At 39.8% G+C, this 12,828-nt stretch carries 11 protein-coding genes and 1 pseudogene; 2 read left to right on the forward strand and 10 right to left on the reverse strand.

The annotated features are described in order from the left end of the window. Nucleotides 1-436: 436 nt before the first annotated feature. The 3 genes from DL897_RS15215 to DL897_RS15225 all read right to left on the reverse strand — a co-directional run bounded on the left by DL897_RS15215 (nt 437) and on the right by DL897_RS15225 (nt 3,424). Nucleotides 437-2,563 carry a heavy metal translocating P-type ATPase gene (locus DL897_RS15215; protein ID WP_113659982.1) on the reverse strand — a complete coding sequence of 709 codons (2,127 nt, stop codon included), beginning with the start codon at nt 2,561-2,563 and terminating at the stop codon, nt 437-439. After that, on the reverse strand, nt 2,544-2,921 hold the full coding sequence (locus DL897_RS15220) for an ArsR/SmtB family transcription factor (protein WP_113659983.1): 378 nt from the start codon (nt 2,919-2,921) through the stop codon (nt 2,544-2,546). The genes DL897_RS15215 and DL897_RS15220 overlap by 20 nt, the downstream gene beginning before the upstream one ends. 131 nt (nt 2,922-3,052) lie before the next feature. Then, the gene (locus DL897_RS15225) at nt 3,053-3,424 is read right to left on the reverse strand and encodes an iron chaperone (protein WP_113659984.1); all 372 of its coding nucleotides are present in this window, start codon (nt 3,422-3,424) and stop codon (nt 3,053-3,055) included. Nucleotides 3,425-4,006: 582 nt separating this feature from the next. Between DL897_RS15225 and ppsA the strand changes: the two genes are divergently transcribed. After that, the gene (gene ppsA / locus DL897_RS15230) at nt 4,007-6,607 is read left to right on the forward strand and encodes a phosphoenolpyruvate synthase (RefSeq protein ID WP_113659985.1); all 2,601 of its coding nucleotides are present in this window, start codon (nt 4,007-4,009) and stop codon (nt 6,605-6,607) included. A 540-nt stretch (nt 6,608-7,147) separates the two neighbouring features. On the opposite strand, the gene DL897_RS18335 is transcribed toward ppsA, so the two are convergent. After that, nucleotides 7,148-7,303, reverse strand: a complete 156-nt coding sequence (locus DL897_RS18335) for a hypothetical protein (RefSeq protein ID WP_168188821.1) — start codon at nt 7,301-7,303, stop codon at nt 7,148-7,150. A gap of 22 nt (nt 7,304-7,325) precedes the next feature. On the opposite strand from DL897_RS18335, the gene DL897_RS15235 reads away from it, so the two are divergent. Further along, nucleotides 7,326-7,664: a site-specific integrase gene (locus tag DL897_RS15235; protein WP_276308597.1), complete on the forward strand. Its 339-nt coding sequence runs from the start codon at nt 7,326-7,328 to the stop codon at nt 7,662-7,664. 174 nt (nt 7,665-7,838) lie between these two features. Here the strand turns inward: DL897_RS15235 and DL897_RS15240 are convergent, their stop codons facing one another. The 6 genes and pseudogenes from DL897_RS15240 to DL897_RS15265 all read right to left on the reverse strand — a co-directional run bounded on the left by DL897_RS15240 (nt 7,839) and on the right by DL897_RS15265 (nt 12,488). After that, nucleotides 7,839-8,309 carry an SRPBCC family protein gene (locus DL897_RS15240; RefSeq protein ID WP_113659987.1) on the reverse strand — a complete coding sequence of 157 codons (471 nt, stop codon included), beginning with the start codon at nt 8,307-8,309 and terminating at the stop codon, nt 7,839-7,841. Nucleotides 8,310-8,339: 30 nt separating this feature from the next. Next, nucleotides 8,340-8,780: an SRPBCC family protein gene (locus tag DL897_RS15245; protein ID WP_113659988.1), complete on the reverse strand. Its 441-nt coding sequence runs from the start codon at nt 8,778-8,780 to the stop codon at nt 8,340-8,342. A 5-nt stretch (nt 8,781-8,785) separates the two neighbouring features. Next, nucleotides 8,786-9,285, reverse strand: a pseudogene (locus DL897_RS15250) (MerR family transcriptional regulator). Nucleotides 9,286-9,791: 506 nt separating this feature from the next. Beyond that, nucleotides 9,792-10,739, reverse strand: a complete 948-nt coding sequence (locus DL897_RS15255; protein ID WP_168188822.1) for a GNAT family N-acetyltransferase — start codon at nt 10,737-10,739, stop codon at nt 9,792-9,794. A 394-nt stretch (nt 10,740-11,133) separates the two neighbouring features. After that, nucleotides 11,134-11,730 (reverse strand): TetR/AcrR family transcriptional regulator, encoded by a 597-nt coding sequence (locus DL897_RS15260; protein WP_113660048.1) that lies wholly within the window; start codon nt 11,728-11,730, stop codon nt 11,134-11,136. Between the two features lie 8 nt (nt 11,731-11,738). After that, nucleotides 11,739-12,488, reverse strand: a complete 750-nt coding sequence (locus DL897_RS15265; protein WP_113659990.1) for an alpha/beta fold hydrolase — start codon at nt 12,486-12,488, stop codon at nt 11,739-11,741. Nucleotides 12,489-12,828: the final 340 nt, after the last annotated feature.

Here is a 12,828-nt window from a genome sequence, read left to right on the forward strand (position 1 = left end):
TAGTAAAAAAGATCCTATACTATTTTTTACATATTGATCACCAATATTTTCACTATAGGCTATTTTTTCAAGTAAAATGTTATCACAGAAATTCGAAAATGACTATATTCGAACCAAAAAGAACATAGCTAAACATATTCGACCATAATCAGACGAAAATCCAATATGCCACTAAATTATTTTTTTGACAAAATATAAAATACATCACATATCAAAGGGGATTGATGAATTAATGAAATTTAGCGATAACATCAGGAATATTTCAGTGGCATTATGTCAATTTTCAAGCGACTGCTTCTAATCCTAAACGAATGATCCTCTTGCATCCGCTGCATATCAGACTTTATTTTCACTCATTCCGTCTCCTCTTTGGACTAAGTATAATATAGATAGTCCCTATCACATACGAGGAATACCACTTTTCCACCACGAATTACTACTCTTTCACTCTCAGTAATCGCAATCCATTTAACGTAACAATCAATGTCGCACCCATATCCGCAAAGATCGCCATCCAGAGAGTAAGCCAACCTGGAATAATGAGTAATAAGGCGATTACTTTGATTACTACAGAGAAAATAATGTTTTGCTTAATAATCTGTAGAGCTTTTCGGCTCAATTTCACCGTGAATGGAAGCTTTCTTAAATCGTCTGCCATAAGCGCAATATCTGCTGTTTCCAAAGCGGTATCGGTTCCGGCTCCTCCCATAGCAATGCCAACAGTTGCAGTTGCAAGAGCAGGAGCATCATTCATACCATCACCAATCATAGCTACAGTTCCGATTTCATTACGTAGTTTCTTCATATACTCTAACTTATCTTGTGGAAGTAAATCGGCATGAATCTCAGCGACTCCTAATTGTTGTCCAATCGTTTTGGCTGTAGAGGCATTATCTCCCGTAAGCATTACGGTTTTCTTAATACCCAGCTCATGAAGTTTTTGAATAACTTCTCGACTGCTTTCTCTTACTTCGTCAGCCACGGCAATCAAGGCTAAAATTTCGCTTTCTGTGCCCAAGGCCATAACAGTTTTACCTTGTAACTGTAGGCTTTTGCTTTGATAATACAGCTCTGGTGTCATTTCTTTTGGAAGTAACTCCTCAAAGAAAGCAGGACTTCCTACATAGTAAAGTGTGCCATTGACTTTCGCTTGAACCCCTTTTCCTGTCAAAGAAGTGAAGTCTTCCACCTGATATTGATTAAGCTCAATCCCTTCTTCTTCTGCTTTGCGCAGGATAGCAGATGCAAGTGGGTGTTGTGAATTCTTTTCGATGGCTGCTGAGATCCCCATCAACTCTATATCTTTTCCTTGAGCCAATGATATGAAGTCAGTTACTTCTGGTACTCCTTTGGTCAATGTTCCTGTTTTATCAAAGGCAATGGCTTCAAGCCTCCCAGCTTCTTCAAGATAGATTCCGCCTTTGATAAGAACCCCATTTCGCGCAGCATTCCCAATTGCTGTTACAATGGAAACAGGGGTGGAGATCACCAATGCGCATGGGCATCCAACAACTAGAAGAGCTAGACCGCGATAAATCCAGTCATACCAATCTCCGTTGAAAAAGAGAGGAGGAACAACGGCTAAGAGTAAACCCGCAATTAGAATGGCTGGAGTATAAACTTTAGCAAAGCGGTCTACAAATGCCTGAGAAGGTGCTCGCTCTGCTTGCGCTTCTTCCACTAAATGAATAATCTTCGATATTGTGGTATCTTCTATTCGTTTCGTTACTTTCACTTCCAATAATCCTTCTTCATTCAAGGTTCCGGCAAAAACTTCGTCATTCATCGTCTTAGCCACAGCGAGGGACTCTCCCGTAATCGCCGCTTGGTTGATAGAAGAAGTTCCCTTCACAACAATCCCATCTATGGCGATTTTTTGTCCTGGCTTGACGATCATAATGTCTCCGACTTGAATTTCCTCAACGAAAATCAGTTTTTCTTTACCATTGCGTCGAATCAAAGCTTGCTTTGGAGCAATATCCATTAAGGAGCGAATCGATTGGCGTGCTTTATCCATTGAGAAAGTTTCTAGAGCCTCACTGACTGCAAATAAGATAACGACGGTTGCACCCTCACCCCATTCTCCTATAGCTGCTGCTCCTAAAATAGCAATGGTCATCAATGTATTCATTTGGAACTGCAAACGGATAAGATTTTTGAGTCCATTGATAAAGAGTCGGTATCCTCCGATAAGTATCGAGGAAGCATACAGAAGAATGGTTGGAATACTTTTTTCTCCATAGGAGTTTCCTACAAGCCATGCACCTATAAGGAGGATCAAAGAGATTAGGACTTGGATGTTTTCTCTCCGTTTCCAAAACGGTTCCTTTTCAATTTGTTCGATCTGATTTTCTGGTGTTATTTTCAGATTTTCGAAGGATCCCGCCTTTTCCAATTCGTCGATACTGGCATCTCCATAAACTGTAATTTTCGAAGCACCGAAGTTCACTTTGGCATCTTTTACACCAGATAAATTACAAACATTCTTCTCAAATTGAGCAGCACAGTTTGCACAGGTAAATCCTTGAACCCGGTAAACTTTTTTATCTTGAGTTTGCTCCATTGCTTGCCAGCTCCTCGCTGTGATCAAATGCAAGTCGAACCAATAGTTTGATATGATCATCATCAAGAGAATAAAAAACCAATTTTCCCTCTTTGCGGTACTTCGCTAGTCCCATGTTACGTAGTAACCGCAGATGATGCGAAGCCGTTGGTAAAGAAGATTGAATAATATTGGCTACATCACATACACAAAGCTCATCCTCTTGTACTAAAGCATAAGCGATTTTTAAACGTGTAGGATCAGCTAATGCTTTAAAAATTTGAGCGGTATCTATTGGATCAACTGTTTCTAATGAAGTTTGAACTCGCTTCACTTTTTCTTGATCATAACAATAAATTTCACAATGATCTGTACTCAATGAATTACACCTCACTTTTATAATAAAACAACCATTTGATTATAATATAAAATGAAATGACCTTATGGTCAAATAGTTATTTGATTATGAGATTATTTTTCGTGTCATGCGTTTTTTGATAGGCGTATGTATTATTTCCGCCAAAAATTCGTATATTCTGCTTTATCCTGGATATTAAATTCGATCATTTTCTCAAGCAATTCGTAATTTACCGGCTCATTCCACAGAATTCGAAACAAGCCTTTGGTAGCGCTGTAGCCAGCTTGTGCAATGTCATCGGCAAAGTGCGCAATGCTTACTTCTTCGAGTGCAACACTCAGATGATGCTTCGCTGTGGAAAAGCCGATGATAAATGTACCGTGATCGGAAAACATTGGCGTATTCCACTTGATTTGCGGTTTTAAGTTTGGAAATTTATTAGCAACCCACACCAAAATTTCCTCTATTCGGTCGCGGTGGTCGGGGTTGTCGATACCTGCTAAATATTTTTCAAAAACTTCCATGCCTTCTTCCTCCTTCGATGTTAAATTTGAATTTCCAGCCTTATAGCAATTTGTAATTAAGGGCAAAATGCACCATTGTCTCTTCTTCGCGTAAAATTGAATGGAAAGCCTAACGGGTTATGTTTCCTATCGCAAAAATCATCACTAACATAATAAGTTTAGTGTGGTCTTATATTTCCTCTAACACTTTTTTAAGATCTTCGACCTAGCTCCCCCAACCATATTACTCGTCGACTTTATTTCGAATCGTTGGAAAAAGCATTTATTTGAGGATGACGGTACAATCAATCATCATTATTATGAAACAGTAAGAACCTAGAAAATGAAAATAAATACGTCCCTCCCCTTTTAATTATAAAATATAAATAGAATAAGATATAGACTGTTTATTCTTAGAGCTAAGTTCTAGAATTTATATATATGATGTAGACGTTGATCTGATTTATGCATATGCTTTGCAACTTGCGAAGGACTATTACCGAACCGACTCTAGCGAAGACACACTCCAAAAAATTAGAGATATACTCCAAATCATCAAAGGTAGAATTGCGATAAATAGAATTTAAAAAAGGTGGGAATTGAATGAGTTCCTATGTTGTCAGTTTTCAGGAGATTGACAAAACGCAACTCTTGCTCGTTGGAGGAAAAGGGTTAAATTTAGGGGAACTATCGAAGATTCATGGCATACAAGTGCCAGAAGGATTTTGTGTTACGACAGAAGCCTATCAAAAAGCCCTCGAACAAAACAAAGCCTTCCACGCATTGTTAGATCAACTAACAATGCTAAAAGTAGAGGATCGAGATCAAATTGGTGAAATCAGCAGGAAGATTCGGAAAGTCATGATGGATGTAGAGATTCCTTCCGATGTTGTGAAAGCAGTTGCTCACTATCTCTCCCAATTTGGCGAAGAACATGCTTATGCAGTTCGTTCCAGTGCAACTGCTGAAGATTTACCCCATGCCTCTTTTGCTGGTCAACAGGATACTTATCTAAACATCAAAGGAAAAGATGCAATTTTACAACATATTAGTAAGTGTTGGGCTTCACTATTTACTGATCGTGCAGTGATTTATCGCATGCAAAACGGATTTGACCATAGCCAAGTTTACCTATCCGTTATCATTCAACGGATGATTTTCCCACAGGCTTCCGGAATTTTATTTACTGCTGATCCAGTTACTTCAAACCGAAAGGTGCTGTCGATCGATGCTAGCTTTGGACTGGGTGAGGCGCTTGTTTCTGGCTTAGTGTCTGCGGACAATTATAAAGTACGGGAAGGTAGTATTGTGGAGAAGACGATTTCTACCAAAAAGTTGGCTATATATGTACGCAAAAAAGGCGGAACAGAGGAAAAGGAAATTGAGCCGGATCAGCAAAATCTATCTACACTTTCAGATGAGCAAGTGTTAGAGCTTGAAAGGATCGGTAGAAAGCTTGAATCATATTTTGGCTGTCCGCAAGATATCGAATGGTGTTTGGTTAATGATACATTTTATATTGTTCAGAGTCGTCCAATCACTACTTTATATCCCATCCCTGAAGCGAATGATCAAGAAAATCACGTCTATGTATCTGTTGGGCATCAACAAATGATGACCGATCCCATGAAACCACTGGGAATGTCTTTTTACCTGTTAACAACAATAGCACCCATGTGTAAAGCTGGTGGAAGGCTATTTGTTGATATCACGCATAATCTGGCTTCACCTGTTAGCAGAGAAATTTTATTAGATACCCTAGGACAATCCGATCCTCTCATAAAAGACGCACTCATGACCATCATAGAGCGAGAAGATTTTATAAAATCGCTACCAGATGGTAAAGAAGCACTAAGACCCAGTAGAAGCAATACAGATATGCTGGCACAGATCGAAAACAATCCGACAATCGTTTCTGATTTGATTAAGAGTAGTCAAACATCGATAGAGGAGTTAAAACAAAACATCCAAACGAAATCAGGATCAGATTTATTTGATTTTATTCTAGAAGATATCCAGCAATTAAAGAAGGTTTTATTTGACCCACAAAGTTTGGGTGTGATTATGGCTGCTATGGATGCTTCATCATGGATCAATGAAAAAATGAACAAGTGGTTAGGTGAAAAAAATGTAGCAGATACGCTTTCTCAATCAGTACCCAACAATATTACTTCGGAAATGGGTCTAGCGCTATTGGAAGTCGCCGATGTGATTCGTCCTTATCCAGAAGTAATTGATTATTTACAACATGTAAAAGATGATAACTTTTTAGATGAACTGGTTAAGTTTGATGGTGGAAAAGAAACCCAAGACGCTATCCATGCTTATCTTAGCAAATACGGAATGCGATGTACCGGAGAAATCGATATTTCGAAAACTCGTTGGAGCGAAAAGCCAACTACACTCATCCCTATGATTCTCAGTAATATCAAAAACTTCGAGGCTGGTGCTAGTAAGCGAAAATTTGAGCAAGGGCGACAGGAGGCTTTGAAAAAAGAACAAGAGTTATTAGATCGATTGAAGCAATTACCGGATGGTGAACGAAAAGCTGAAGAGACAAAACGAATGATCAGCCTGATCCGGAATTTCATCGGTTATCGTGAATATCCAAAATACAACATGGTCAATCGCTACTTTGTTTATAAGCAAGCTTTACTGAAAGAAGCCGAACAACTCGTACAAGCCAACGTTATTCATGAAAAAGAAGATATATACTATCTCACTTTTGAAGAACTTCGCGAAGTCGTACGCACAAATAAATTGGATTACCAAATCATCAGCAAAAGAAAAGACGAGTACAAACTATATGAAAAACTAACTCCCCCACGCGTTATCACGTCTGATGGTGAAATCATTGTAGGTAAATACAAAAGAGAAAATCTCCCGGTCGAAGCGATTGTAGGTCTACCGGTTTCTTCTGGAGTTATAGAAGGCAGAGCACGTGTCATCTTAAAAATGGAAGATGCAAATCTAGAAGAAGGAGATATCTTAATCACTGCCTTTACTGACCCTAGCTGGACCCCCTTGTTTGTATCCATAAAAGGTCTCGTCACCGAAGTCGGCGGACTGATGACTCATGGAGCAGTCATCGCACGTGAATATGGCTTACCAGCCATTGTCGGTGTTGAAAATGCCACCAAGTTGATAAAAGATGGGCAACGTATTCGAGTAAATGGAACAGATGGCTATATCGAAATATTGTGATTTCTGAATACGTACAGATTTAACATACTTACGTAAGAAGTCTCCCGCTTCTATAAGAGGTGAGATGAATGACACGTCAGACGAGGGAGGTAGTTTTTTTTCCTCTCTCGCAAGTCTGGCTATTTTTTCGTTTTTCAGAATCGTTTTTTGCCTATTTATTTCACCTTGATGTATAATAAAATGGCTGATTTCAGACATGTCCTGTCTGCAAGAAGAGAAAAAAGGTCTCTTCTAGAAACTACCGTTGTTCCTGTGGGTATTAAGAACATCGAGACACACATGGAGCGAGAAATATTTTAGCCAAATCGCTCTATGGAGCGATTCAGCATCTCGATGTTTTCACAAAACAAATGTATCTACGGATCGCTAAGCGAGAAGTAGTAGATGGTCTGTTCCGACCCTAGTACATCCCTTTTGTACCTGTTGCTTACTTAGGAATCCAGATGACTATCCGATCACTTCGATCTAGTATCGAAGGCAAACCCTTCGATACGTGAGAGCTTCTTGATTCTGATGGTAAGAAACTCCCACATCCTAGCGTTAGCGTAAGTGGGAGAGGTTCATTAGTAAAACAGTAAACACTAATCGACTTGCTCCCATTTTATTTCCAATAAGTTGCTTTTCAACGGGAACCAATCCAAAATGTTCTAGTAGCTCATTTGGATTCCAATTCGCTTCATAAGGTTCTTCCCCCAATCCAACCACCTTCAAAGAACTGTTGACCATGCATCCCGATAGCGCGGAGAAAAAGGTCGCTGTCTACCTGTTTGAATCGTCCCCGAAGAAAAAATACACCGATCGTGGCATTCGGAAAATCCTCAAGAAGTATTCCGATCAGGCTGGCACAGTTCAATCTATTTCGCCGCATAAGTTGCGTCACTTCCTGTTGACATGGCTCAAGAAACAAGGCATTGAAGATGCACTCATTCAGCCTCATTCTGGACATACAAGCCATCTTCTCTTGGTGAATCTTCTACAAACTGGGAGACAAAAACAAAATCAGTTTCATTTATGCGTTGGATGTAATAGTCGCGATTTTGATTCAATTCATGTGTAACATACTTCTTGATAAAATAATTTAGGGCGTTTTCAGCATCGTTCGTTAAACAAAATAATCTTTATATACTTCTTCTGTATAGTAGTGATTGTTCGTCACCAGATCTCTTTTTTGCACATGAAAAAACTGGCCTTTCGGCCAGCACGTGATCTCACAGAAAAGGTACTTAGGTTCTCAGACGGACATCTTCTTCAAATACGCTTCGAGCCGGTCAAGATTTTGCTCGTTGGCTGGAGCTGCGATTTTCTTGATGGCGTTGAATACGGCAGCGTTTTCGAAAAGCTGACGCCAAGTCAGTCTGGTTTTGCCACCAAGATCCTCGAAGGTTACCGTGAGCTGATAATGGGGTGCACAAAGATGCCGCAGCACGATCCGTTCAGATCCAATTTCGACAAATTCGCTTTTGTTGGGATAATCGACTCCGTTCGGTCCATGCATCACAAATTCCCATATCCCTCCCGGTCGTAAATCAAATTCGTGAAAAGTGTTCGTAAACCCGTTCGGACCCCACCACTGCGCCAAATGCTTGGGTTTTGTCCAGGCTTCGTAAATGAGAGCAGGGGATGCATTCATCACCCGCGTTGTTACAAATTCGTATTCTTGCGCAGCGCTGATTTCGTTGTTTGTCGCACGGTTTTCCGTCATGCCCGTTCCTCCTCCACATGTTAAAATAGGTTAGCCGATCTCCAACTGCACACCCAGCTTGTCCAGCATCTCTTTGGTGCCGTGCTGGCGCTGGGCTGGCGTATCGTGGTCGTCCAGGAAGACGCCTTGCTCGGTGAAAATCAGCTTTGTGCCTCCGCCCTCTGGCTTGAACTCGACAGTCGTTGCGGAAACGGAAATCCGCGTTTGGTCCATATCCAAAGTATAGGTGTAAACGATGCGCTCGTCCGGCACAATGTCATGGTACCGGGCATCGAACGTAAATACCGGTCCGCCGGGAGGCCCTCCTTGACTGCTTTCTCCACCGCCGACACGGAAGTCAAACTCATCCGCTTTCGAAAACCATTGCTCTTTCAGGCGAGGGTCCGCCCAGTAAGCAAAAACCTTTGCCGGCGAGGCTTTATACACCCGTTCGACGACGAAAGTGTTATGAATGGCAGATCGTTCATTCATGATTTTCAGCTCCCTTGATTTGATTCGTCGGCATCCTTGTCAAGGAAGTCGCCCAGCAGGTCCAGACAGTGCTCCCAAGTCATCCGACGTTCGAGGATCAATTTTTCATGGCTCTTTTTCATAATTTTCAATAATTTTGTAAAATCTTCGACCGTCACAGGTTGTTTCAAATGCATCAGATTGGATATATTTTCCAATTTGGCCAAAAGCTTTTGCTGCATACGGATAGTTTCTTTCAGACGGGCGATTTGCAGCGACACGATTTACAGCGCCGACTGAAATGCCCGCCGGTTACTATGGACTTAATCTCCTCCAGCGATAAGCCGAGCTCTTTTAACGACAAAATTTGCTGCAATCTTGACAGATCGGCTTCGTTATACAGCCTGTGCCCCGAATCGGAATGTGCCGACGGAGAGAACAGACCGATCTGATCGTAAAACCTCAATGTTCGTATCGTGAGTCCTGTGAGCTTAGCAAGCTCTCCCACTTTCCAAATCCTCTTCATCATCATTTCCTTTTTGATGCGATCCGTTTACCAGTAACTATACTATAAAGCATGACGTTACGTCACGTGCAAGTGTTAAAATGCAGTTGCCCTCCAGCCGACAGAAACACGTAGATTTAAGTTACTGGTTTGCGAAGATATTTCATGCAATGAAGATGACTTTCTGCGTAATCTATTGCATTAAACAGTGGATATATACCTATAAATTAGGCACAAACCTGTTTTCTTGATTACCTAACTAAAGAAGCACCAATATTTTTGCAGTTGACTTTGCCCATAGGGTAAGGTGTATAAAAAATTGAACAAAGTATCAATATTTAAAGCATTTTTCCGTATAAAATAAGAAAGCCGTTGTAGTGGCAGTACTTTGGTATTATCAATATTTGTCTCACGGTGTTTTTGAAAAAGCCGCCATTTTCTATTACAATTAACCGCTAGTTGAAAGCTCACGGTTTCATAGCAATGACTGTAAAACATCACGCTAAGAAGTATTTTAGTTACAATTCTCAATATAGCTCCGCTAAATTCCATTCCATTAACCATTGTCCAGACTGTTTCTTATACCCCATTCTTTGATTAATTGCTAGCATGGCTTCATTAGCTGATAGATTAAACGTTCGGAGATAGGCAATCTTTCTTTCATAAGCAAAATCGGAAGCGATATATTTTAAAATAGAACCAATTCCTTTTCCTTGGTATTCGGTACATACTGCTGTAAATGCATTTCTCATTTCTTTTTTATGGACACGTCTTAATACAGTCATACCAATCCACTTTTCCTGATCTTTGGCTATCCAGATACTATCTTCAGAAACCCCACGATTAGGCGATAGAATGTATTTAGCAACATCAATTGCTAGATGATCAATTCTAATGAATTGTGGATTTTCTTGACATAATTGAAGATATAGGCGACATGCTCTCTCCCATTTATCTAAGCTCTCTTCATTAGCTAAGTTTCCATATTGAAGTCCGTCCAACATGATAGGAACTTTTGACAATGAATATCTGGGACGATAGTCTTTCAATCGGAGAATAGACTCAACTTCATGTGCTTGCATTTTAAAGCCAATTCGCTCTGCCCATTCTTTTGATATAGGCTCTGTGTCTAAAATAAATGTCTCTAAACCATTTGGTTTTTCTCTTTGAATTAAGGACCATAATCTATCCCAAATCGCCTTACCATATCCTTTGTTACGATGGCTTTGGTCTACCTGAATGGTAGTTATTAAGTATCCTTCACGTGATCCAGGACGTTTCATTAAATGCCCATAAGCAAGAATTGAATTATTTTCTTCCAAAACATAACGACGAAAATAACCAAAATGCTTTGCATTCAAATCAAGGGCTTTGAATTGTTCTAATGACATTGGTGTACCCCGCGATTGATTATAAATACTTAGTATTGATTTAATATCTTTATTTTGATAGGGGCGAATAATAAATTTTTTCATAATTACCTCCTGTAACATAATAAGTCGCTTTTTTTGCTCCCAAGACACTCGTTATAAAATAAGATTTTAGCCTTATAAGACTAAAATCTTATAGAAGTAATTTTCAGTTTGAAGACATAAAGAAAAAGACCATTTAATTAACTAAATGGCCTTTCTTCGAATAAATCTAGTCTCGCAATGGGATCCATTAAGCGATCAATATAAATATATCTAAATTTTATCACATTTGCTAAGCATTTGTAAATAGTTGGTTGTCAGTGGTCTTCATCTTATCGTGGCAGCCACTGTACTATGGATTACGATGTATTGACTAATCGATTTTTACTGATCAGTCCATCGATAATTATTTTACTCCAGAAAAGCTTCCTATAATTGAATATTAATATGAAAACATTTAAAAGGTCGGCGGGTTACAAAACTCACTAACAATCTGCTTTTTTATTTCTTCTATAGGAAACTGCTGTGGATAGGTAGATATCATCAACATGATCCCTTGAAGCGTGGATGAAAAGTATAACGACCGTTTCCGCGGTTCTTTTACTCCTAGTTTTTCAAATATCTCACATTGAAACTCAAACTGTCTGGCGTTCTCTTCAATAAGAAAACGGCTGTATTTGATTAACTCATGATCTGCTTCAGGTTGCGTTTGCAAGTGCAGATAGAAACGGAATACTTCCGGCTTCTGGTAGACATTATCGATAGCGCCCTCTATGATATGCTTGAGTTGATCCGCTGGGGTCTCAATCGCCTTTGCATGATTCATGACTTCAATCAGTTCTCCCACTCTGGCTTCAACCATTGTCGCTAGAAGTTCTTCTTTTCCTTTAAAATAATTGTAAAGCAGTCCTTTAGATATGCCAGCTTTTTCAGCAATGTCGCTAATAGAAGTCGCATGATACCCCTGTCTAATGAACAATTCCAAGGCAGCGTTGCGAATATTCTCTTTGGATAGCTGACGAATGCGCTCGTTCTCTTTTGGTGTTCTAGGCATGGCAATCATCATTCCTCCATAAAATCTATAATATGGCGATACAAATCTTCAGGATGAGTTAACGTGACCATATGATCTGAACCATGGATTTCTACGATTCGAGCGTCTGAGTGCTTTCGAAAATAGTCAGCGACACGAAGGTTATCAGGTAATTCCTCTGTACCAATTATAAATAATGTTTTAACAGTCAACTCTCCCAGTCTTTCGGCTGCCAAGGGTTTCGGCCAAATCATTTCAAAAGCTGGCCAATTCCATGTCCGTTTGATATGGTGTCTAAGCATTTGCTCAGTCAGATCCTTGTGAGGACTAGCCTGAACAGCACGATACAATGGGGCGCTTTGTGAAATCTCAATCATTTTATCTATGTCTGGTGCAGCCGCATTTATCTTATTCATGTATTCTACAAACTCCGATGAATAGTTAAACCCTGACAATGCTGGTGCTATTAAAACCAATTCGGATACGTATTCAGGATATTCTAATGAAAAGTCTGTTGCAATCTGCCCTCCCATGGAATGTCCGATCAAGGTGACCTTATGAATGTTCAAATGATCTAGGAGATCTTTCAAATCTTCCACACAATTAACATCTCCTACTGGATCTGGTGATTTCCCGGCTCCGCGCCCGTCAAAAGTAACAACCATGTGATGTCTTGCTAAAAGTGGCGCAACAAATGTCCAGTCTCGCAAATCAGCACCACCACTGTGAATCAGAACAACAGGGTGCCCGTTTCCATGAACCTCGTAATACAAATCCATTGAAATCCCCTCCATCATTTTTTAACTATTTAATATTATTTTATTATTGAATGAATGTACAGTCAATAAAAACTAATTAGGCGGAGGGAGCATCCGTCAATTTTGGTATCACGAATACAAATAGAAAAATGACTTGAGGCTACAAACATAGCAACACAAGTCATTTTATGTCTATACATGATATTCGAGAAGGACCCACTCATATTCATCCTGTGCATCGGTGATAGATAACTAAGAATATAGCCTAAGAGCGATTTACAGCTTGCATGTCCAAAATAAGGGGACTGAATGCATTAACGTAAGTTTTCACCAAAAAATGGGTACTTCCCCTATATTAACT

It is taken from the genome of Thermoflavimicrobium daqui (genome assembly GCF_003313465.1).
GTDB classification, from domain to species: Bacteria; Bacillota; Bacilli; order Thermoactinomycetales; family Thermoactinomycetaceae; genus Thermoflavimicrobium; species Thermoflavimicrobium daqui.

Coding starts and splice junctions, on each gene's coding strand:
- ppsA (WP_113659985.1), top strand. CDS start 4,007: ATGAGTTCCTATGTTGTCAGTTTTCAGGAGATTGACAAAACGCAACTC.
- DL897_RS15265 (WP_113659990.1), bottom strand. CDS start 12,488: ATGGATTTGTATTACGAGGTTCATGGAAACGGGCACCCTGTTGTTCTG.
- DL897_RS15245 (WP_113659988.1), bottom strand. CDS start 8,780: ATGAATGAACGATCTGCCATTCATAACACTTTCGTCGTCGAACGGGTG.
- DL897_RS15225 (WP_113659984.1), bottom strand. CDS start 3,424: ATGGAAGTTTTTGAAAAATATTTAGCAGGTATCGACAACCCCGACCAC.
- DL897_RS15215 (WP_113659982.1), bottom strand. CDS start 2,563: ATGGAGCAAACTCAAGATAAAAAAGTTTACCGGGTTCAAGGATTTACC.
- DL897_RS15260 (WP_113660048.1), bottom strand. CDS start 11,730: ATGCCTAGAACACCAAAAGAGAACGAGCGCATTCGTCAGCTATCCAAA.
- DL897_RS15255 (WP_168188822.1), bottom strand. CDS start 10,739: ATGAAAAAATTTATTATTCGCCCCTATCAAAATAAAGATATTAAATCA.
- DL897_RS15240 (WP_113659987.1), bottom strand. CDS start 8,309: ATGACGGAAAACCGTGCGACAAACAACGAAATCAGCGCTGCGCAAGAA.